Origin of the sequence: Mycobacterium nebraskense, from assembly GCF_002102255.1 — a bacterium.
Lineage (GTDB): Bacteria > Actinomycetota > Actinomycetes > Mycobacteriales > Mycobacteriaceae > Mycobacterium > Mycobacterium nebraskense.
In genome coordinates, this window is sequence record NZ_LQPH01000018.1 from 1 (window position 1) to 21,246 (window position 21,246).

General features: G+C 62.7%; 19 protein-coding genes. 15 read left to right on the plus strand and 4 right to left on the minus strand.

From position 1 onward, the window contains the following. The coding region (locus AWC17_RS32990; protein WP_208618353.1) for a hypothetical protein at positions 1 to 255 on the minus strand (255 nt) is incomplete at its 3' end. 82 nt (positions 256 to 337) lie between these two features. On the opposite strand from AWC17_RS32990, the gene AWC17_RS02395 reads away from it, so the two are divergent. The 10 genes from AWC17_RS02395 (at position 338) to AWC17_RS02435 (ending at position 11,303) form a co-directional block, all read left to right on the plus strand. Continuing rightward, positions 338 to 556, plus strand: coding sequence for a DUF2933 domain-containing protein (locus tag AWC17_RS02395; RefSeq protein WP_046183241.1), 219 nt, complete (start codon positions 338 to 340; stop codon positions 554 to 556). A gap of 439 nt (positions 557 to 995) precedes the next feature. Beyond that, positions 996 to 1,358, plus strand: a complete 363-nt coding sequence (csoR, locus tag AWC17_RS02400; protein ID WP_046183240.1) for a copper-sensing transcriptional repressor CsoR — start codon at positions 996 to 998, stop codon at positions 1,356 to 1,358. 71 nt (positions 1,359 to 1,429) lie between these two features. Then, complete coding sequence (locus AWC17_RS02405) at positions 1,430 to 1,735, plus strand: DUF1490 family protein (protein ID WP_046183232.1); 306 nt, start codon at positions 1,430 to 1,432, stop codon at positions 1,733 to 1,735. A 55-nt stretch (positions 1,736 to 1,790) separates the two neighbouring features. Then, the gene (locus tag AWC17_RS02410; RefSeq protein WP_046183231.1) at positions 1,791 to 4,094 is read left to right on the plus strand and encodes a copper-translocating P-type ATPase; all 2,304 of its coding nucleotides are present in this window, start codon (positions 1,791 to 1,793) and stop codon (positions 4,092 to 4,094) included. A gap of 67 nt (positions 4,095 to 4,161) precedes the next feature. Then, on the plus strand, positions 4,162 to 4,782 hold the full coding sequence (locus AWC17_RS02415; RefSeq protein ID WP_046183230.1) for a DUF5134 domain-containing protein: 621 nt from the start codon (positions 4,162 to 4,164) through the stop codon (positions 4,780 to 4,782). Between the two features lie 57 nt (positions 4,783 to 4,839). Beyond that, on the plus strand, positions 4,840 to 5,001 hold the full coding sequence (locus tag AWC17_RS32450) for a hypothetical protein (RefSeq protein WP_156174123.1): 162 nt from the start codon (positions 4,840 to 4,842) through the stop codon (positions 4,999 to 5,001). 463 nt (positions 5,002 to 5,464) lie between these two features. After that, positions 5,465 to 6,304: a carbonic anhydrase gene (locus tag AWC17_RS02420; protein ID WP_046183239.1), complete on the plus strand. Its 840-nt coding sequence runs from the start codon at positions 5,465 to 5,467 to the stop codon at positions 6,302 to 6,304. A 79-nt stretch (positions 6,305 to 6,383) separates the two neighbouring features. After that, a protein-coding gene (locus AWC17_RS02425; protein WP_141224425.1) for an IS3 family transposase occupies positions 6,384 to 7,546 on the plus strand; the annotation gives its coding sequence in 2 pieces (ribosomal slippage) (positions 6,384 to 7,023 and positions 7,023 to 7,546; 1,164 coding nt in all). A 472-nt stretch (positions 7,547 to 8,018) separates the two neighbouring features. Beyond that, positions 8,019 to 9,611, plus strand: coding sequence for an ABC transporter family substrate-binding protein (locus AWC17_RS02430; RefSeq protein WP_082122945.1), 1,593 nt, complete (start codon positions 8,019 to 8,021; stop codon positions 9,609 to 9,611). 783 nt (positions 9,612 to 10,394) lie between these two features. Next, positions 10,395 to 11,303 carry a universal stress protein gene (locus tag AWC17_RS02435; RefSeq protein ID WP_046183237.1) on the plus strand — a complete coding sequence of 303 codons (909 nt, stop codon included), beginning with the start codon at positions 10,395 to 10,397 and terminating at the stop codon, positions 11,301 to 11,303. Positions 11,304 to 12,136: 833 nt separating this feature from the next. On the opposite strand, the gene AWC17_RS02440 is transcribed toward AWC17_RS02435, so the two are convergent. Then, complete coding sequence (locus AWC17_RS02440; RefSeq protein ID WP_167385537.1) at positions 12,137 to 13,090, minus strand: DUF4878 domain-containing protein; 954 nt, start codon at positions 13,088 to 13,090, stop codon at positions 12,137 to 12,139. Between the two features lie 723 nt (positions 13,091 to 13,813). On the opposite strand from AWC17_RS02440, the gene AWC17_RS02445 reads away from it, so the two are divergent. Beyond that, positions 13,814 to 14,557 carry a YoaK family protein gene (locus AWC17_RS02445; RefSeq protein ID WP_046183229.1) on the plus strand — a complete coding sequence of 248 codons (744 nt, stop codon included), beginning with the start codon at positions 13,814 to 13,816 and terminating at the stop codon, positions 14,555 to 14,557. A gap of 995 nt (positions 14,558 to 15,552) precedes the next feature. Here the strand turns inward: AWC17_RS02445 and AWC17_RS02450 are convergent. Next, entirely contained in the window at positions 15,553 to 17,049 is a 1,497-nt protein-coding gene (locus AWC17_RS02450; RefSeq protein WP_141224423.1) for a neutral zinc metallopeptidase, read from the minus strand. A 139-nt stretch (positions 17,050 to 17,188) separates the two neighbouring features. Here AWC17_RS02450 and AWC17_RS02455 point away from each other — a divergent pair, with 139 nt between their 5' ends. The 4 genes from AWC17_RS02455 (at position 17,189) to AWC17_RS02470 (ending at position 19,455) form a co-directional block, all read left to right on the plus strand. Next, positions 17,189 to 17,530, plus strand: a complete 342-nt coding sequence (locus AWC17_RS02455) for a hypothetical protein (RefSeq protein ID WP_052742745.1) — start codon at positions 17,189 to 17,191, stop codon at positions 17,528 to 17,530. Between the two features lie 325 nt (positions 17,531 to 17,855). Continuing rightward, entirely contained in the window at positions 17,856 to 18,065 is a 210-nt protein-coding gene (locus AWC17_RS02460) for a dodecin family protein (RefSeq protein WP_046183228.1), read from the plus strand. A gap of 14 nt (positions 18,066 to 18,079) precedes the next feature. Next, a complete protein-coding gene (locus tag AWC17_RS02465; protein ID WP_046183227.1) occupies positions 18,080 to 18,511 on the plus strand; it encodes a DUF2267 domain-containing protein in 432 nt (143 codons plus the stop codon). 56 nt (positions 18,512 to 18,567) lie between these two features. Next, positions 18,568 to 19,455: a universal stress protein gene (locus tag AWC17_RS02470; RefSeq protein WP_046183226.1), complete on the plus strand. Its 888-nt coding sequence runs from the start codon at positions 18,568 to 18,570 to the stop codon at positions 19,453 to 19,455. Positions 19,456 to 20,415: 960 nt separating this feature from the next. On the opposite strand, the gene AWC17_RS02475 is transcribed toward AWC17_RS02470, so the two are convergent. Next, a complete protein-coding gene (locus tag AWC17_RS02475; protein ID WP_231588717.1) occupies positions 20,416 to 21,093 on the minus strand; it encodes a pyridoxamine 5'-phosphate oxidase family protein in 678 nt (225 codons plus the stop codon). Positions 21,094 to 21,246 lie beyond the last annotated feature (153 nt).

The following is a 21,246-nucleotide window of genomic DNA, read 5'->3' on the forward strand; positions in this document are numbered from 1 at the left end:
CCTTTCTTCGATGACTTGGTAGGTCTCGAAGCAGAACCTACGCCCGGCCCCATTTACACCGGTTTCAGGACACGACCGGTTCACCCCTGGGCACAAAAGGACCTTAGCCACTACCCTGTAGGGGTATGTACCGCGATCATGAAGTTCAGTGCTGCTCACGACGATGATTGAGGGAGGGATGGATGAAATCTCAAGCTGGGATCGCGGGCTGTTGTCGATTGCGACGATGACTTTCGGGCGCTTCCCGACAGTCATTGTTCGATTGGGTTGGCGGCCTAATCATCTAGCGCAACATTGACAGCGACAGCCTCATGACAACTTGCGGAAGGTCCTCCCGATGAAGCGTAAGCACATGATGTGGTACGCGACGGCGCTGATCGCCGCTGTCGTCGTAGCGCTGGCCCTCGGTGCCCCAGCCTCGACGGTTCTACTCGTGCTCGTGGTGCTCGCTTGCCCGGTGATGATGCTATTCATGATGAGCGGAGACCACAGCCACAGCAGTGATCATGACGCCGACGACGCCCACCAAACTCACGGTCCCCGCGGCGTTACTTGACCGCCATAGCTTCCGCGCACTCGAGGGAGCGATGGTCGATTTGCCGCTACGGCCCGTGGCTGTCGGTATGGCACTGGTAAATGGCCCGCTGCTTGTGGGTTGGAATCGAGGCTTTTGATGGCACAGCCCTTGGCGGCCACCGACGCGCAGCAAGTCCGCACGAGTAGACACCGCTTAGTTTCCCAAGAAGGATCTGGACTTTGATACCGCCGACCGAGAAATGGACGAGGTGCACTCCGGGCAGTCCCCCGGCCGAGTTTCGCGGGCCGTTTTTTCCAGTTCTCGGCCAGCAGGGTGGTAGTCGAGGCCACACGCCTTGGACGAACCGAGGAGCTGACCCAGCGTGGGCACGCCTTGACGGCTACGGGCTGGGAGAGCCGATGATCACTTCGAGTCGCCCACCCCGGGTGGGGTGGATAGACTAGTGTTCGTGGATGTTATGAACGGCACCGAACTGACGGGCAAGAAGCACGCGGCGCTGAACCGGCTCAAGACGGTTCGGGGCCACCTAGACGGGATCATCCGGATGCTGGAGTCCGACGCGTACTGCGTGGACGTAATGAAGCAGATCTCAGCGGTTCAGTCCTCTCTGGAGCGAACAAATCGGGTGATGTTGCGCAACCACTTAGAGACTTGCTTTTCGGCGGCGGTGCTCGATGGCCGCGGGCAAGCGGCCATTGACGAGCTGCTTGATGCGGTCAAGTTCACGCCGGCGCTGACCGGTCCGCAGGCACAGCTCAGCGGTGCCGCGGCCGGCGAACCGACTGATGACGAGCCGCTGCCCGCGGGGAGTTCCGCATGACGTGGCGGCGGCCAGGACTGTGACTGTCCACAACCCAGTGATGGATCAACGATAGGAAGGAAGCGTTCGAGATGACGTTATGGCATGGACTAGTGACGAAAGCGGTGCCTGCGGTGGTGACCGGCGTCGTGGGGGTTGCGGCGTGGGAGGCTGTGGCGAAGGCGCCGTGGCGGAAGGTGACGGTTGGCACCACTGCCTTGGGTTTGCGCGCTGCCCGCGCGACGGGGCGCAAGACCAAGGAGGGCGCCGAGCGGGCTCGATTGGCGGTGGCCGACGTGCTCGCCGAGGCGACCGAGCGCATCGGGGAACAAGTTCCGCCACCGGCGGCGGGCTCGACCCCGACATTGATCCATGAGGCGGACGATGCTTGCCACTGACACTCGCCCTGATGTCGGCGTCGCGCTGAAGGTTGTCTCCCAAGGGGGAGGACGGATGCGGTTGCGCGCCAGCGGGTTTGAGTTTGACGCGGTTCGGGCCGTCGCGATCGAGGATACGGTCGCCGAGGTGCCGGGGGTGCGCGCGGTGTATGCCTATCCGCGCACGGCATCGGTAGTGATCTGGTACGCGCCGGAGGACTGCGACACCGCTGCCGTGTTGTCAGCGATCGCCGATGCCCAGCACATCCCGGCGGAGTTGGTGCCCGCGCGGGCCCCGCACTCGGCTGATGTGCGCAGCACCGGTGTGGTGCAGAAGATCACTGGGGGGATCCGTCGCTTGTTGGGCGGCTCGCCCGACGGCGACAAGCTGTCCGCGCCGGTCGAGGGTGGCAGCTGTCATGCGGGGCCGGCCCCGTCGTGCCACGGGTCCCCGGGCGCGGATAGTCAGCACGAGCAGCGGCGGTGGTTGCGGCGGGTGTGGCTGGCCGTGCCGCTGGGGCTGTTGTCGATGGCGGCGCCGATGCTGTTCGGCGCTTACCCGTGGGCGGGGTGGCTGGCGTTCGCGGCGACGGTGCCCGTGCAGTTCGTGGCTGGGTGGCCGTTCCTCAAGGGGGCCGTGCAGCAGGCGCGGGCGGGGTCCGCGGGCATGGACACGCTGATCGCGCTGGGCACCTTGACCGCGTTCGGCTACTCCACCTATGGGTTGTTCGCCGGCGGCCCGCTGTACTTCGACACCGCGGCGTTGATCATCGCGTTCGTGGTGCTGGGCCGCTATTTCGAAGCGAGAGCCACGGGCAAGGCCTCCGAGGCGATCAGCAAGCTGCTCGAGATGGGCGCCAAGGAAGCCTGCCTGCTCGTCGACGGCCAAGAAATTCTCGTGCCAATTGATCAGGTGCAAGTCGGAGACCTGCTGCTGGTGCGGCCCGGGGAGAAGATCCCGGTCGACGGCGAGGTCACCGACGGGCGCGCCGCCGTCGATGAGTCAATGCTGACCGGCGAATCCGTTCCCGTCGAAAAGAGGATAGGCGACCGCGTTGCCGGGGCCACCGTCAACACCGACGGGCTGCTGACCATGCGCGCCACCGCCGTCGGGGCCGACACCGCGCTGGCCCAAATCGTGCGCCTGGTCGAACAAGCACAGGGCGGCAAGGCCCCGATCCAGCGGCTGGCCGACCGAGTCTCGGCGGTGTTCGTGCCGGCCGTCGTCGGTGTGGCCGCCGCAACGTTCGCCGGCTGGGCCCTGATCGCGGCCAACCCGATTGCGGGCATGACCGCCGCGGTCGCGGTGCTGATCATCGCCTGCCCGTGCGCGCTGGGCCTGGCCACCCCCACCGCCATCATGGTCGGCACCGGCCGCGGCGCAGAGATGGGGATCCTGGTCAAGGGCGGCGAGGTGCTGGAAGCCTCCAAGAAGATCGACACCGTGGTGTTCGACAAGACCGGCACGCTGACCCGCGCCCAGATGCAGCTCACCGATGTCATTGCCGGCAAGCGCCGCCAGCCTAATCTGGTGCTGCGGCTTGCCGCCGCGGTCGAGTCGGGCTCCGAACACCCCATCGGCGCGGCCATCGTCGCCGGGGCCCGCGAGCACGGGTTGGAGATTCCGGTCGCCACCGAGTTCACCAACCTGGCCGGGCACGGAGTGCGCGCCGAGATCGACGGTCAGCCCGTGCTGGTCGGGCGGCGCAAGCTCGTCGAGGACCACGATCTGGTGTTGCCCGAGCACCTCGCTACCGCGGCCGTAGAGCTCGAAGAGCAGGGCCGCACCGCGGTATTCGTCGGCCGCGACGGCCAGGTGGTCGGCGTGCTCGCAGTGGCCGACACGGTCAAAGACGACGCCGCCGACGTGGTCGCTCGGCTGCACGCCATGGGGCTGCAGGTCGCCATGATCACCGGCGACAACGCCCGCACCGCTGACGCGATCGCCAAACAGGTCGGCATCGACCGCGTCCTGGCCGAGGTGTTACCCGAAGACAAAGTCACCGAGATCCGCCGGCTCCAAGACGAGGGCCGGGTGGTCGCCATGGTCGGCGACGGGGTCAACGACGCACCCGCCCTGGTCCAGGCCGACCTGGGCATTGCGATCGGCACCGGCACCGACGTGGCCATCGAAGCCTCCGACATCACCCTGATGTCCGGCCAGCTCGACGGTGTCGTGCGTTCGATCCAGCTCTCCAGGCAGACCCTACGCACGATCCATCAAAACCTCGGCTGGGCCTTCGGCTACAACACCGCCGCCATCCCCCTGGCCGCACTCGGCCTGCTGAACCCCGTGGTAGCAGGTGCGGCGATGGGACTCTCCTCGGTCAGCGTAGTGACAAACTCGCTGCGGCTACGCCAATTCGGCCGCGACGCATGACAGGGCCTCACACCACCATCGACGTTGAACCGCATGACTTTTCCCGATCCGAGCGCCCCGGTATCACATGATCGACGACCTGGCGCTTCGGTGGGTAGTCACCGGACTATTCGGGCTGGGTGCCGTCGAATGTGTTCTACCGATCCTCACCCAACGCCGCCCATGGGCCACGATCATCAGCCACGGACTGCATTTCCTCATGGCAGTCGGCATGGCCGCGATGGCCTGGCCGTGGAGCGCACGATTGCCAACGACGGGACCTGCCCTATTTTTCCTGCTGGCCGCCGTATGGTTTGTGTCCATGGCCGTCGTTGCGGCCCGAACGACCACCGTGCGAGTGTTATGCGGATATCACGGCCTGATGATGCTCGCGACCGCCTGGATGTACGCCACCATGAACGGTCATCTGCTCCATGTCCAGACAAGCACCCAGCCGGCTATGTCGATGCCGGACATGGACATGGCTGCGATGAACATGCCGGCAACCAGCGCCCCGCCCATATGGTTTGGCGCAGTCAATTGGGTCGGAATTGTCGGCTTCGCGGTCGCGGCGGCTTACTGGACATACAGGTACATCATCGAGCGACAGCACGCCACCACCCGCTTTCGATCCCTGGGAAATCTCAGTCAGGCGATGATGGCCGCCGGCATGACAATCCTCTTCCTCGCTATGCTGTTCGAGATCTGAGCTCGCGGCACCCCGTCTGGGCCATCAAAAACGCGGTAACCCGCTGACGGGTTACTCGTGTTTTTTGCCAGCCTGACAGTTTGGATCAACCGGACCTGCCATGGCCTGGTTTTCAACCGTCGTCAACAGTTGCTGACGGCGCCGATGTCGGGTCATCCCGACGCCGCGAGCTGGCAGCAGACGCAATCAAGACGGCCGCTGCGGCGCGCGGCGCAGTGATCGACCCGGATTATCTTCCACACTGACCCGGATCTACCTACACCGCAAGCAATTTCACCCAACTTCCCGCAAGCTCGGGATTCGGCCGTCGATGAGAGGCGTCGGGTCGTGCTTCGACAACACCGCTTCGGGACCGTTCTTCTCCGCTCTCGAACACGAGGTGCTGTCTCGGCGCACCGATTCACCACAAGGACAAGGCACGAGTAGTCGTCACGGCCTGGTGCCACGACTTCTGCAACACCCGCCGTAGCCACAGCTCCGCCGGCTTGTTACCGCCAGTCGAGTACGAGGAGATCGCTACCGCGAAGTGCATCTGACTGGGTCATAACCGGTTGCAGGACTTTTGGCCCTAGAGGAACTTCACTTGCAACGGGAGGCTGAAGACGTTGCTGTGGGCCACATTCCGCTGCGTACGCCATCGGCATCGCAGGTGCTTGTGCGGAAATTACTGAAGGAGGTCAGGGTGGCCACATTGAAGGATGAGTTGACCGCTAAGGTCGTGGCATATGAACATTGGGCCAAGCGGCGTCGGTTTGGCCGCCTTGGCTATACCGACCGCAGGCTCTGGGTACTGGCTTGCATGGATGAACGGCTGCCGATCAATGAAGCGCTGGGTATCCAGGTCGATTCGCCGGTCGGGCACGGGGATGCACACTGCTTCCGCAACGCCGGGGGAATCGTCACTGATGACGCGATCCGATCAGCGATGTTGTCGACGAATTTCTTTGGCACAAATGAAATTGTCATCGTTCAGCACACCCAGTGTGGGATGTTGTCAGCAAACGCCAACGACCTCGAAGCCTACTTCAAGGACAAGGGTATCGACACCGATGAGCCCGTTTTGGATCCGACACTGCCCGAGTTAAAGCTCGACAAGGGCGGTTTCGCCAAATGGATTGGGATGATCGACGACGTCGATGAGGCGCTGCTGAAGACGATCGAGGTGTTTGAGGACCATCCGCTCATTCCCGACGACGTGACCATCAGCGGCTGGGTGTGGGAGGTCGAGACACGGCGCTTGCGGCCGCCCACGCGTGATCCGGCGCGACGAGCTCGCACTGATGCCACTGCGCGCGACTACGGCATTACCCAGCCGCAACCTGCCCGCTGGCACTTGGGCGACGGCGGTAAAGGCGTTGCGACCACAACCGACCCGGTATGCGGAATGGAGCTCGTGGTCGATCGCGCAGCCGGCCATCGCGACGTCGACGGGCACAGGCAGTACTTCTGCTCCCAGATATGCCTCGACAGCTACGACGCTGACCCCGGCCGCTTCCTGCCCTCCAAATCACTAATGGGGTAACGAGCCCTCGATGGGTCTGCTGCACGAATAGGTGACATCTGAGTTGGCTTGCCCCAGTCGGGTGGGCTGGAAGGATGTCATTGCGCCCAGGCCCTATCCGCGTGAGTTCCGCGACGATGTCGTGCGGGTCGCCCGTTGCCGTGAAGACGGTGTGACGATCGAGCAGGTTGCCGCCGATTTCGGCGTGCATCCGATGACGCGGTCGAAGTGGTTACGCCAGGCCGATGTAGACGACGGGGCCACATCGGGCAAGACGACCGGTGAGTCGGCCGAGCTGCGGGAATTGCGTCGGCGAAATCGGCTGTTGGAGCAGGAAAATGAGGTCCTGCGCCGAGCGGCTGCTTACTTGTCGCAGTCGAACCTGCCGGGAAGGCGTTACCCGCTCGTGAAAGAGCTCGCCGCCGAGGGGATCCCCGTGGCGGTGCCGTGCCAGGTGCTCAAGCTCGCCCGCCAGCCCTACTACCGCTGGCTGGCCAACCCGGTCACCGACGCCGAGCTGGCCGAAGCCTACCGGGCCAACGCCTTATTCGACGCCCACCGCGATGACCCGGAGTTCGGCTACCGCTTCCTGGTCGCCGAGGCCGGCGATGCCGGGCAGCCGATGGCCGAGCGGACCGCGTGGCGGATCTGCTCGAACAACGGTTGGTGGAGCGCGTTCGGCAAGCGCAAGCGCGGCAAGAACGGCAAGGCCGGCCCACCGGTCCATGACGATCTGGTCGCCGCGATTTCACCACCGATGCGCCAAATCAGTTGTGGCTGGCTGACATTACTGAACACCGCACCGGCGAGGGCAAGCTCTACGTCTGCGCGATCAAAGACGTGTTCTCCAACCGCATCGTCGGCTACTCCATCGACTCGCGGATGAAGTCCCGCCTGGCCACCCAGGCCCTCAGTAGCGCGGTGACGCGCCGTGGTGACGTCGCCGGGTGCGTGGTTCACAGCGACCGCGGCAGCCAATTTCGAAGCCGGAAATTCGTTCACACCCTGGGCCGCTACGACATGGCCGGCTCCATGGGCCGCGTCGGGGTTGCCGGCGACAACGCGGCCATGGAGTCGTTCTTCAGCCTGCTCCAGAAGAATGTCTTGGACCGCCGCCGCTGGGACACCCGCGAGCAGCTGCGCATCGCGATCATCACCTGGATCGAACACACCCACCACCGCCGCCGACGGCAAGTGAGCCCGCGGTTGACCCCCGTCGAATTCGAAGCAATCATGACCACACCGGCCAGTCAGGCCGCGTGACCGAAACTGTCACCTATCGGCGCAGCGGTCACGATGTCGAGCGTCCCCGGTTGCGTGATCCGTGAGATCGGTTCACGCTGTCATATCTGTCCATTTCGCATTAACTTGCAGCGATCAAGCCACTCCCCCACCCGGTGGCCCTAGTCTTCGGCGGCACGACCGTCGATCAGGGTGATAGTAAGGAGGTTGCCAGCCATCCGCGCCACCACTACGCACCGCGACTTTTGTCAGAGGCACCGCAACCAGATCCGACTCGCGGCTAACGTGGCGGCGCGGGCCACGCAGGGAGTGCCGCCGACTTGCTCCGGGAACCACGCAAACTTGGCCAGCACCGCCATCAGGCTTCGGGCAGTGGCTTGACGCCCCAGGGAATCGAGTGAGCCCGTTGAGCCGGGGTTGTGGCGGACGAGTGGTCCTAGCGGTGCTCACGGTCCAGCTGGTCGTGGCCGGTTGTTCGGCAGCCACCCAGACTATGCGCTCGATCAGCGGGAACACAGAGGTCGGCACCACCTGTGATATCAATGTGCAAGATCCCGCCACGTTACAAAAGGGCGGCAATCTGCGGCTACCGCTCGCTGGGTTTCCTTCCAACTTCAACATATTGACGGTCGACGGCAACGATGCCGATACCACTGCCGTGCTGAAAGCCACCATGCCGCGCGCATTCATCATCGGCCCGGACGGCTCCACAGCGGTGGACAGCGACTACTTCACCCGGATTGAGCTCACCAGTACTGCCCCGCAAGTAGTCATCTACACCATCAATCCCAAAGCGGTGTGGTCGGACGGCACGCCGATCACGTGGGAGGACATCGCCAGCCAAATCCACGCCCTCAGTGGCGCCGACAAGACCTTCGAGATCGCCGGTACCAATGGCGCCGACCGCGTCGCATCCGTGGCCCGTGGTGTCGACGACCGGCAGGCCGTCGTGACCTTCGCCAAACCGTATGCCGAGTGGCGTGGCATGTTCGCGGGCAACACTTTGCTACTGCCCAAAAGTATGACCGCCACGCCAAAAATGTTCAACGCTGGTCAAGTTGAGCAACCGGGGCCGTCGGCCGGTCCGTTCATCGTGGCCGCTCTGGACCGGACCAATCAGCGAATTGTACTGAGCCGCAACCCGAAATGGTGGGGCAAGCTCCCCCTCCTTGACAACATTACGTATTTGGTGCTCGATGAGGCCGCGCGGCTGCACGCCCTGCAAAACGAGACGATCGACGCGGCCATCGTGGGGACTTTGGACCAGTTGAGCATGGCGCGGCGCACTAACGGCGTCTCGATTCGGCGTGCTCCTGCGCCGAATTGGTATCACCTCACTTTTAACGGCGCCCCCGGGTCGATCCTGGACGACAAGGCGCTGCGCCTCGCCATCGCCAAGGGCATCGATCGGCAAATGATCGCGAGGGTAACCGAGCACGGCCTGACGAATAACCCAGTGCCGCTGAATAATCACATCTATGTCGCCGGGCAGCAGGGCTACCAAGACAACAGTGGCGTCGTCGCCTACGAGCCGGCAACAGCGAAAAGGGAACTCGACGCACTGGGCTGGACGCTCAACGGACGGGTCAGGGAAAAGAACGGTCGCCAGCTCGTCATCCGCGAGTTGTTCTACGACGAACAGGGCAGCCGTGAGTCGGCTGTGATCACGCAGCATAACCTCGCCCAGATCGGCGTCCGGCTCGAACTCGACCCCAAGGTCGGCGACGATTTCTTCAGTAACTACATCAACGTCGGGGCTTTCGATATCGCAGAGTTCGGCTGGGTTGGCGACGCGTTCCCGTTATCGGCGCTCAGCCGGATCTACAGGTCCGACGGGGAGAACAACTTCGGGAAGATCGGCAGTCGCCAGCTTGACACCGCCATCGAGCAAGCGCTCGAAGAACTCGACCCCGGCAAGGCCCTCGCCTTGGCCAACGAAGTCGACAAGCTCATCTGGGCCGAGGGCTTCAGCCTGCCGCTGACCCAATCCGCCGGCATCGTCGCGGTCCGCAGCACCCTGGCCAACTTCGGCGCAACTGGTTTGGCCGACCTGGACTACACCACCATCGGGTTCATGCGAACCTAACCGCGGCAGTCCATACCATCACCGCGCTCAGCCGCATGCCGCTCCCTGCCGGTTAGGCCTGTGATGCCTGCAATTGGCCTCTCATCGATGCCCTCGTCCACTTTCGCGCGAGGTTATGACCCCTGCGCCGGGGTCGCATCATCGCTCCGACCATCGGGGCCGGCTCACCCGTGCATAAAGGACGAAGGGCCCTACCCCGAGGGGGTATCAGACCTGATGATTGAGATAGCAAGACAACGCAGCTACGAATGGAGAGTTCGATGCCATCTCAAGCTAAGACCAAGATCGCACTGGCCGGTGGTGCAGTAATGGTTGCTTTTGCGGCCGGAGTCGGCGGGAATGCTAAGTGACGCAAGTACACCCACGCCGGTTGCGACTCCCACCTCTAGTGTGGCCCCATCCCAGGCCGTTCCCGCGGTTCCCACGACCGAGACGCCCACCAGGAACTTCGAAGCTCCCGGTGGTAGCACTGGTTGCATTCCGCACATCAACTGCTAGTGCCAACCCGCCCGCCGGCAATGGCATTCAAGTATCACGCGCCGATGCAATGCTCGGGCGCGACGCGTCCAGACCGGTTGAAAGCTCCACCCGTGCTTTTCAATCCAGAGCGCTGATACCGGACCGTAGCAAGGATTGTGGTCAACAGCGGCAGTGACTCTCGGTCGCTCAATACCCGTTGGCCCAATTGCGCGATTCTGCCTCCGACGCAGGGTTACCACCAACTAGCACTTGCAACCTTGGGGAAAGGCAGGCGGTCAAGCCGATCCGAAGGAAGGTGACGAAGTGTTCGATGCCGCACCGCATTCAGGAATCCTGGTAGGTGTCGACGGCTCGCCGTCGTCGGCGGCGGCTGTGCGATGGGCTGCACGCGAGGCGACAACGCGTGATGTCCCCCTTACCCTCATCCATGGGCTTGCCCGACCAGTGACCAGCTCGCCAATTCTGGTGACGCATCCGGAACACCTCCATGCTGAGGCCTCAGAACAGCTGCACCATGGCGCCCGGCAGTTGCTCGCCCGCGCCGCCAAGATCGCTGAAGATCATGCAATAGGCGGCAATAGCCCCCAGATCAACACTGAGGTGGTTGTCTCGTCGCCCGCGGCGGCGCTTATAGAGCTGTCCAAATTCACTGAAATGGTGGTGGTCGGTCACCGCGGCCAGAACGCCTGGCGCCGCGCCCTGCTTGGATCGGTCAGCACCGCGCTGGTCCACCACGCGCACTGCCCCGTCGCGGTCATCCCTGAAGGCCCCACATCCCGCCGACCCACGCATTCGCCGGTCCTTGTCGGCATTGACGGCTCGCCGGCTTCCGAATTGGCCACGGCGATCGCCTTCGAGGAAGCCTCGTGGCGCGACGCCACATTGTTGGCCCTACACGCCTTTAATGACGCCGACAGGTCGCACATTCCCAGAATCGAAAAATGGTCAGAACAGGCCGTACTATCCGCGGCGAACAAAACCCTTGCGGAGCGCCTAGCCAGCTGGCAGGAACGCTATCCCGACGTTAACGTTCGTCGTCGGGTCGTCTGGGATGAGCCGGTCCACCAACTTCTCGAGAGCAGTCAATCCGCTCAGCTCGTCGTGGTCGGTAGTCGCGGCCACGGAGGGTTGGCCGGAATGCTGCTGGGGTCAGTCAGTACGGCCGTGGTGCACGCAGCCGACGTGCCGGTAATCGTCGCCCGCCGACACTAGCCGAAGACTTGCCTCCGCTTAGGGCCTATCTAGTTGCGACCAAACGGTGGGTAACGGCTTGAGGTTGAATCCGGTTTCTGGAGGGTGCCGAAGTCGCGTTCGTGGTACGGGCGGCCTGGATCGAACTCAGCCCCAAGCCTGGCCTCGAGTCCCTCGGCAACCACATCAACGTCGGGGTATTCGATACCACGCTTCGACAAGGTCGACAGCGCTCTTCTCGCGTCGTTGCCATCTCGTGTGACCCGTCCATCCGATTGCCGGCATCGCACCGCGACACCAGCCGTTGGCGCACACCGACGATCGCGTCGGCGGCCTGCTCTTCACCCCATCAGCTTTCGGCTCTCACCTCGAGCAAACGCCTCGTCGATCCGACAGCCGTTAGGGACCAGTTCCCCCGGAGATGCGGGCCGAAAGTCCCTACCCCGCGGGGGTATCTAGTACAATTATGGAGGTCGCACTTTACGTGAAAACGAATGGAGAGAGTTCGATGCCATCTCAAGCTAGGACCAAGATCGCGCTGTTCACTGGCGCGGCAACGGTTGCGCTGGCCGCCGGAGTAGGCGGTGTGCTGTGGAGCAACACAACGACAGCCGCACCGCTTGCGACCCCTACGTCCAGTGTGGTGCCAGCGCCCCCGTCACCCACTCCCGATCCCGCACCCGCCACGGACGGTAACGTCCCCAGTGCTCCCGGCGGTTGTATTCCTCATATCAACTGCTAGGCCCGACCACGTCGATCAATGGTGTTGTGCCGAGCGCATGCTGACCGAATACATCGCCGCACCGCTCGGAACACCAATATCGGCCTAGGTCGCGGTACGATGCCGGTTCGGTCTACCGGAATGTGAGTTCGGGCGGGGTTGTGGCCAGATCGGCGCTCCCCGACAAGAATTCGGTGGCGTTCTCTTGCTTGGTCACTCCACCGGAGGTTTTCACGGTGACCGGGACAGTGATCTGGCCTGAGAACATCAGTGTCAGGCGGTACGGGTCGAAGTTGTCGAGCTTGACCGCGCTCAGGTCGGCGGGCCCCCAGACGACGGTTCCCTCGGTCAGACCATAGGGCTCCAGATGCACCGGGCAGCCCGAAGGCGCCAGCAGATTCGACCTTTGACAACTGGTCATCGCCGCGGCCAGCTGTGCGTTTACCGCCTCGTGTCCCTGATCCGACAACGCAAAGTTGGGATGCACCCACAACGGAGCCGCCATCGTGAGCTCGTCGAGCAGGAGCGGTGGAACCGCCACCGTCATGTAAGGGTTGGTGGTGCCGATGTCGATCCACCCGGGAAACACATACACCGTGGAGTCGCCGATCGGCTTGCCAAATAACGTCACTGTTTTCGCGGCAGCATTGCCCATTGACGCACCCAGACCCGGTGTGAACTTGATCGCCGGCGTAGCGAGCTTCCAACGGTTGTGATCCATCGTCAAATCCAAGATCGCATCGGAAGGTTGGTCACCGAAGGTGGCGGCCACATGCACATGAGCCATGCTCAACGCCGCACCGGGCGCCCCCGAATTGTCATGCAGAATTCTGATATTACGGATCGGCCATTGCGCGACTTGCTTTTTGAGGACGTCACCGGTGAGGAACTCCGTGGTGGCGGGCTGGCCCATACCGTAGGACAAGGCTGTCTCGGCATCACCACGGGCGAGCGCTTCCAGGTAGCTTTTGACCGCATCGCCGGCCGACCCGCCGATCTGACCGCCGTCCCTGTCGGCCAGAGTGATCACCACCACTACGGCTATCGCCACCAGTACCGCGCCAGCGGCCGCCAATGCGACAAACAACCGCCTGCCGTGCTTGCGCACCTTGGAGGCCGGCGGCCCCCTGAACGACGGCGGCCCTATCGGCGGATGGCCAGCCTCTGGGGTCGGTGGCGATTGCTGGGGTGGCGACGGTGGCCCGGGCTGCGGTGACGGCGAAACACCCGGTGCCCATGAGCCTGGCACGCGCTCAGTCCGACCATGCTGAGCTTGCCCGACCCCGGCGGGCGGGTCCTGATCGACCCGATCAGATCCCCTTACCGCGTCCGACCCCTCGAACCGCTCACCCGACCAATCGGTCACCGCAACCTCCGGAAACATTGTATTGGCGGCGCTCGCAATCTTCTGGGTTATCCCAACGATGGCCTTCACCTACATCGTGCAGCTGCGATGCTCTTCACTCAGCAGGCCGCGACGTGTTCGCGATGCTCGTCGCCACTTCCAGACACATACTGGCCCGATCCGGGGCTGGGCAAGGCTTTCGTGCCGCCCGGGAGAGGCTTTTAGCCGCCACCCGACAGACTTTGGCGCAATGCCGCGAAGGCATGGCTCAAACGCCGTGCCACCGAATAGGTTCCGGTCTGTCGCATACAACCACTCACCACACTACGAGCTCGCGTCGAGGACGCCCCTCTGTCTGGCGCACCCGAAACCAAGGCGGGGAACTCCCAAACTGGGATCGGCACAAAGCCAGGATGATTCACTGGCGCTGCTACCGAGCCATTATGTCTTTTTAGGATTAGCCGTATGCGCGAGATGTTCGACAGCGAGACAAGGTTGTCATGGGTTCTGGCCGGACTGGCTGGCCTGATTGGTGCCACGGCGTTCACTCACTCCGCCGGATACTTTGTGACCTTCATGACCGGCAACACCGAACGCGCGGCGTTAGGCTACTTCCGCCATCAATCCTGGCTCGCTATCACAGGGGGGCTGCTGTTAGCGGCCTTTGTCGGTGGCGTAGTGGTGGCGTCGTTGTGCCGGCGTCATCTGTGGGTGGCGCATCCTCATGGCCCGACGGTCCTCACCGCTCTGGCGCTGGGAGCGGCAACTGCGGTCTGCATCACCATGCATGGGTGGTCGACAACAGGCGATCTCTCTTTGGCGCCAATCCTTTTCGTCGCATTCGGAGTTGGCGCCCTCAATACTTCATTTGTCAAAGACGGTGAGGTATCAACCCCGCTGAGCTATGTGACCGGGACGCTGGTGAAGATGGGCCAGGGCATTGAACGTCACATCAGCGGCGGCTCAGCGACCGCGTGGTTGGGATACTTTGTGCTGTACCTAAGCTTCATCATCGGCGCTACCATCGGCGGGTTCATTAGCTTGATTGCACAGGGATCTCAGATGTTGGCAGTCGCCACGATAGTGTGCTCGCTAACCGCCGGGTACACCTATTTCCACGGCGACCGCCGCGTCCTGTTGAAGGAGTCAAACAGCGGACATCGGTCCAGCCGCTCATTGCGAAAACTGCTCCGGCCAAAGACTGGTTGACGGATTCCAACCTTAGTGCCCGAGCATGTCGGTGTTGACAATCCTGAGATGGGGACTCGCGTAGGCCGGAGCCGGCTGTCAACCAACTCGGTAGGAGCATCTTGCGAGCCACATTGTGGGCCAGACATATCACCATTTTGCGGCGAGTCGGCGTGTTACCTCCATTTAACAGGCCAGCGCCTGACGTGACGAGGAAGCGTGCCTGACAATAGATCGGACACCACGTGCGTGCCGGGACTAAAGCCCCTACCCGGTACCGGTGTCGACATGCGACAATGGCGACAGGGTGGGCGCCACGAAGAAGAATTGGAGAGTCTGATGAAATCTGGACCTAGGACGGCAATCGGGCTGTTCGGTGGTGCAGCTGTGCTCGTTTTGGCGGTCGGATGCGGCGGCGGTAAGTCGCCAAGCACGACTACAACGACGACGACCACCCCTTCGTCCAGCGTGACGCCAGCGTCCCCGCCGTCAACCACTCCGGGGAGCACCGCGCCCGGTGGGCCTTCCACCACAGGTAACGTACCCAGTGCTCCTGGCGGTTGCATTCCTCATATGAACTGCTAGGCCCCGACCACGCCCGGCCGTTGAGGCGGTCGCAAGTAAGTGTGTTGTGTAAGCCTGAGGCCGCAGACTTCGAATTATATTCGATTACAACGCGATTCGTGCTCGCGCGTCTTTGATGCCGTCCCCACCATGCCCACTCGCCGGCGTTGGGCCCGCACAGCACCTCGGCTGGCACGGGGAAACGCCGACCCGCGGGCGATCGCTGCCGAGGTGGGCGTTGTCCCCTCATCATCACGACTCGCAGGCCGAGCTCGCGCAGGGCGGCCATCGCGGCCGCAAATTCCTTATTGACGGCGCCTGCGACCGCCCGCACCCGGCGGGTTCACCGTCGACCGTGAGGTGGCGCAAGCGTGTACGGCCTCCTAGTCGGACTTGGCGACCAACTAATGCCCGAAGTGGCGGAGATCACCTCAGATCCGATTCAGGTACCGCTAGCCGCGAAACCGCTCGTAGCACAAAGCCTCATCGCCGCCAAGGCCGACGCGGAACGCCGCTATCCGAGTGAAACCGGCAGGCACGGTGACACCATCAACATCGCTGGCGACCAGGTGGTTGGTGAGCAGCCCCGAGACGGCCTTGTCGAGGTCACCGGCAGTGAGCAAGAGGTCGTGGTGGGACGGCAGGTCGATGGGTTCGGCCATCTTGCGGTGTGCAACTCCGGTCAGGCACGCGGTCCTCAGGGCCGTCCACGAGCTGTGAAGTGGTAGGCCGCGTTCGCGCTGCACCGCCAGCACGTATCTCGACATGACTATCGATAAGGCGGTGTCGTCACCTTGCGGCAGGTTGTGTTCCTTCTCGTTCGCGACCTGTCCGATCTTCTGCAAGCCAGGCAAGTCGACGGTGATGGTATTAGTGTTCGGACAGTACGACGCCGGTGGGCTGGCTTCCGCATCGGAGCAATCCGGCGAGTTGTAGGACAACGTTGGCGGCCGCCGAAGAACAAAGATCTTTCCCATCAGTTCCATCAGCGTCGCCAAGGTGTCTTGGTTGATCACGACCTCACCGGTCCGGGCGTCCCGGTTGGGATTGACCCCCAAGGTCGTCGGCAGCTCACCGCGGCGGTGCAGGATTTCGTTCATATTGATTGCCGCGCATGCCGGGGTGCCGGTGATGAAGCCCATCTGGAAGGCGCTGACCCGATCTAACGCCGACCCGTGTTCGTCGTCGTTTTCGATATCTGAGTCCATAACCGGGTCGCGGGTGTTGATCACCCCGGCGAGCACATGATCGAGCCCGCTACCGGTGCTCAGCGTGAAGCGCGGGGACTTACCTGCGGCCACCCACCACAGATAGACTCCGGCGAAACAATCGGCTTGCTGCTCGCGGACGATGGTGGGGTCTTTTCTCGTGACCAGTTTCGCCATCTGCTGCAGGGCATGCCCGTACTCGTGTGCTAGCACTCCCGTGATGAACATGTCGCCGAAAATGCGCTCCCCGACCGGCAGGAACACCCCACGATCCCAAGCAATCAAGTCGCAACGAGAGGTGAAAAAGGCGTTAACGTTCTGATAGGTCTCGCTGCGGCACACCGCCGGACTGTCCTTACTATTCGAGTCATAGGACACCAACTCTGTGACCGGCGTGAAGCTGCCCGTCAGGGGTTGGCCGTAGGCCTGCTTCCAGTAGTCCTCGATGTCGTTGATCGATAGCAACGCCACCTTGTCGATGGCACCGCCGTCGGTGTTGTGCACCGTGCCGGTCGGCCCGGGGCCGTTCGGGCGGAGCCCGCTGGGACCGTCGACCGCGGGCAGACCCGCTACCCGGAACGGGTCGTTGAGGATGGACACAGCCTGCCCGTCGACGAACGTTGTGCACCCCGCTACCAAGAGCGCCGCCCACGCGCAGACGATTGCCGCCCTCGCCGATGTGATCGACCGCCGGGGACGGCCATACCGCAAGTGACGTCGGTTCCGACGGCGATTATGCATTTGGCAACCCCATCCCCGACTGGCCTGAACGGCAGCACCAAGGAATCCATATTCTAGGTGTCCGACGATCATCATCCCGACGTTGTCGAGAAGATCATCCACCTGCGCCAGCATTACCACTTCGGGCCATGAAGTCCGGATGCACCTCAAGCGCTACCACGACGTGGATATCAGCGCTTCCGGGGTGTGGCGAATCCTCAGGCGGCTCGGGATGAATCGGCTGCCGGCCGCGCAACGCTACAAGCGTCACACCGGGCGGTGGCTACGCTACGCGAAGCAGCGTCCTGGCCATTACGTGCAAATCGATGTCAAGTTCATCGAGCCGATCACCACCGGATCGGGCCGCCGCAAGCGCTACCAATACACCGCGATCCACGACTGCACCCGGCTCCGCGTACTGCGCACCTATCCCCGATCAGACCAGAAGACCGCGATCCAGTTCCTGGACTACGTCCTGTCGCGACTGCCTTTCCAGGTCTAGGCCGCTGTGCCCGTGGCAGTCCAGGACAGCACACCGCCGCCGCTTGGGCGAAACCTCGACCTGATGCTGCTCACCGTCCCGATGCACAAAACCGATCGAGACCAGCTCGGTTTCGCCCCCACAGATCGGGCAGCGATGCTCATGGTCACGTTCGGCAATAGGCTCTACCGCTTCGTCCATCTCCGACACGCTAGACCTGGTGGGTGTTGAACGAGTGGTCCAAAGTCCTCCGGCGTGGAGTACATCGCCCCTTCTTTGCTTCTGTCGCACCGGAGTTGAATGGTCACCGTCTGGGATCATCCAACATCGATTGTGAGAGGTCATCATGCCAGGAGGCACAGTCGCTCGCGTAACCGAGATCAGTGCGAGGTCCGACACCAGTTTCGAAGATGCCGTGAAGGTAGGCCTTGCTCGGGCCGAGGAAACGTTGCGTGGTGTCAAGTCGGCCTGGATCAAGGAGCAGTCGGTGGATGTGAAGGACGGCGGGATTGTTGCCTACCGCGTCAACATGCTGGTCACATTCGTCCTCGAGTAGAACCGGAGGCAACCATGGCGACGAAGACCAAGGTCACAGCGCTTGATCATGCAATGGATTCCGCACACACGTGGATCAACGATGTGGCCAAGGAGTTCGACACCGAGGATCACGAGTTCGCCTACCGAGTCCTGAGGGCCTGGCTGCATACCCTGCGCGATCGGCTCACTGTAGAGGCGAGCGCTCATTTTGCAGCCCAGCTTCCCGACCTGATCAGGGGCGTCTTCTACCAGGCATGGAATCCCAATGCCGTCCCCGACAAATACGACGCCCAGGCCTACGCCGTCCGGTTCGCTCGTGAGGCGAACATCGCACTCGACGACGTTGGCAAAGCCGCTGCAGCCACTACCGCGGCCGCCTTGCATCATCTGCCGGTTGCCCAGATGGATAAGGCGCTGGGTCAGCTCCCCACAGAAATTCGCAAGATACTGCAACCCCAGCAGTGAACTTATGCGCATCATGTAAATCCCTAATCGCTTAACGACAGAAGCAGGGGAACGAAATGTCCGGGCACGAAACCCATCGCGGCATTTTGGTCGGCGTTGACCGATCAGCGTCGTCGATGGCGGCGGTCGACTGGGCGGCTCGCGATGCTGCAATGCGCAACGTTCCGCTAACCCTCATGCACGTCGTCCCACCGGTCGTGCCGGCAGTTGCGCCGTGGCCGGAGATTCCGGTACCTCAAGACTATTTCGAGCGGCAGGACGACAAGGCGAGGCGAATTCTCGAAGACGCGCGCAGGGTGGTCGCCGACAGCACCGCCGACCATGGCCCGCCGTTCGTGTACAGCGTGGTGCTACATGGCCCGGCCGTTTCCACGCTCGTCAACGAGTCCAAGATCGCGGACATCATGGTCGTGGGCTGCCGGGGCGAAGGCGCGTTTAGCCGGGGCTCGTTCGGCTCGGTCAGCACCGGCCTTGTGAACTATGCGCATTGCCCGGTCGCGGTCGTCCCTGATGAGGCCTCGCCGCCCGCGCGGACACCGGTGCTGGTGGGAATCGATGGTTCGCCCGCATCGAAAGTGGCGACGGAGATCGCCTTTGACGAGGCCTTCCGCCGGGGTGTGGACTTGGTGGCACTGCATGCGTGGTCGGATGGCAGCCTGCCGGAAGTGCCAGGCCTGGATCTCGCGGCGATGGAAGTGCAGGCACAAGAGGCGCTCACCGAGTGGCTCGCCGGATGGCAGGAGCGCTACCCCGATGTCAGGGTGCGACGTGTAATTGTGTGCGATCAGCCGGCTCGCCAGCTTGTCGAGCACTCGGAGTCCGCACAACTCGTCGTCGTCGGCAGTCACGGTCGCGGCGGATTCGCCGGCATGCTGCTGGGTTCGGTAAGCACGGCAGTCGCACATGCGGCGCGGACGGTAGTGATCGTCGCCCGCGAGTCATAGCGATGCGCGTGGGCATTGTCCTGACTATTAGGCCTCTACCTGCAAAATGAAGCTATGGGGCGGGCAGGGCTCGAACCCTCGACCGATTCATTCACCACGTGGCATGTAAACGGTCCCCGGAGAAATCTCCGGGGACCGTTTACTGGTAGCGGGGACAGGATTCGAACCTGCGACCTCTGGGTTATGAGCTAACCGGTCGCGGTCTCTCCCAGTACGTGCGGTCTCATAGCTGCAGTTCAGCGACGTTCAGCCGTCCACGCTGTCTCACCGCGTCACACTCGTTCGCGTCGGTTCCACCGTGTTTTGTGGCCAAATCCGTGGCCACCACTCAGTACGGCTCGGCTGCTATAACGGTGTGCCAACGTCGGCCCACGAATCCTCGCCAGCTATGCCGACACGCTGGGACACAGGCACTGCCCGCAGGGCCGCACGCTTGACCTTGCACCGCTGCCTGACCCAGCAGGGCGCACGATGACCGCGTCGATCTGAGGCTGTCAGCACAAGGCGGCTTCCAGCGAGGCCACGTTGGCTGCGCGCGCTGAAGATCCGACCGACAAGTCCCTCCATGCTTGCTCGGTCTCGGCAACGAGATCGTCATCTACGGTCGGCATCCACCGATCCTCTACGTCCCACGGGTTCATGTGGTCGACCACCGAACCGAGCACGCACTGTGGCTACCCGCAATACTCGCCACTTCGACGGAACGGGCATCGACCTGGTCAACCCCTGGGACTGACGTGCCCCAGATTCATTGAGAATGACCAAGATCCGGCGATAACGGACACTAAGGGGATGAATCATCTTCCCACGCAATGATTTCGGCATCAGAGAATGGATCATCGAAGGTGTCGGGAACTGAAAGATTCTGCATCACCTCAAGTCCGGGATGATGACCAGCCTCAACTGCATCGGCTGAGCGTTACATCGCCCGCAGCCGTAGTCACCGCTGGCATCGGCGGATCAACTGGTTTGGTGCGGGATGATGAGCTTGGCGGCGCCGGATTCCATGCGTCTGCTGACTTGCCAGACGTTGGCACCGACCATATAGGTCCGGATTACCGGGTCGAGGGTGATCTTGAGGAAGCAGATCCTGGTTTCGCCACGCCGATGATAGTTCCGATACCCCTTGAGGATGCGACGACCGAGCCAGAACCGCTCAAAGACATCGATTCCCTCTGTGTCACGCCAGTCCAGGATCTCTGCGCGACCGCGCAACTGGATGGTAGGTGGGGGTAGAAACCACAGGAGCCGTCGCGTCAACGGGACTACCAACGAGACATTGGGATTCTGTGCGATGTTGCGCGCCTTTCTCAGATGCCGTCGCGTCATCACGTAAATCACTAGATCTTCTGCGGGCGTTGATATTCCGTAGTTCACGCCGGCCGCATACGGAATACCGTTTTCGTCACTTGTCGAGAGGACAGCGAAATGCTGCTTGCCAAGGTGTCTGAGGACCAGCTCGAACCTCACGCTGCGGGCGCTCACCGGTTGTGCCCCTGTCTCGACGCCGGCCACGCATGCAAGTCGCCGGAGCTGCTCTCCGATACCCGGATGGGTACCGAGTTCACGATACAGTTCAGGGGTATCGCGGTTGTCGTCGGAGTGATCCACACCGCTGAAGTCCGAATTGGCCTGCACCGCTGACTTTCCGGCATCGGCAGTTCCTAAGTGGTGCCGGTCCGGCCTTCCGACCCATCGGTTTCAGGTCGGGGGGTTTAGACGGTATGACGAGGCTGGGGCCTCGCACACATGTGAACGTGGGTTGCCGACAGGGTGGTCCTGGCCGGTAGA

What these genes read in the sequence shown, in the direction of transcription:
- AWC17_RS02395 (WP_046183241.1), top strand. Translation starts at nt 338, where the DNA reads ATGAAGCGTAAGCACATGATGTGGTACGCGACGGCGCTGATCGCCGCT.
- csoR (WP_046183240.1), top strand. Translation starts at nt 996, where the DNA reads ATGAACGGCACCGAACTGACGGGCAAGAAGCACGCGGCGCTGAACCGG.
- AWC17_RS02405 (WP_046183232.1), top strand. Translation starts at nt 1,430, where the DNA reads ATGACGTTATGGCATGGACTAGTGACGAAAGCGGTGCCTGCGGTGGTG.
- AWC17_RS02410 (WP_046183231.1), top strand. Translation starts at nt 1,791, where the DNA reads ATGCGGTTGCGCGCCAGCGGGTTTGAGTTTGACGCGGTTCGGGCCGTC.
- AWC17_RS02415 (WP_046183230.1), top strand. Translation starts at nt 4,162, where the DNA reads ATGATCGACGACCTGGCGCTTCGGTGGGTAGTCACCGGACTATTCGGG.
- AWC17_RS02430 (WP_082122945.1), top strand. Translation starts at nt 8,019, where the DNA reads ATGCGCTCGATCAGCGGGAACACAGAGGTCGGCACCACCTGTGATATC.
- AWC17_RS02445 (WP_046183229.1), top strand. Translation starts at nt 13,814, where the DNA reads ATGCGCGAGATGTTCGACAGCGAGACAAGGTTGTCATGGGTTCTGGCC.
- AWC17_RS02450 (WP_141224423.1), bottom strand. Translation starts at nt 17,049, where the DNA reads ATGCATAATCGCCGTCGGAACCGACGTCACTTGCGGTATGGCCGTCCC.
- AWC17_RS02455 (WP_052742745.1), top strand. Translation starts at nt 17,189, where the DNA reads ATGCACCTCAAGCGCTACCACGACGTGGATATCAGCGCTTCCGGGGTG.
- AWC17_RS02460 (WP_046183228.1), top strand. Translation starts at nt 17,856, where the DNA reads ATGCCAGGAGGCACAGTCGCTCGCGTAACCGAGATCAGTGCGAGGTCC.
- AWC17_RS02465 (WP_046183227.1), top strand. Translation starts at nt 18,080, where the DNA reads ATGGCGACGAAGACCAAGGTCACAGCGCTTGATCATGCAATGGATTCC.
- AWC17_RS02470 (WP_046183226.1), top strand. Translation starts at nt 18,568, where the DNA reads ATGTCCGGGCACGAAACCCATCGCGGCATTTTGGTCGGCGTTGACCGA.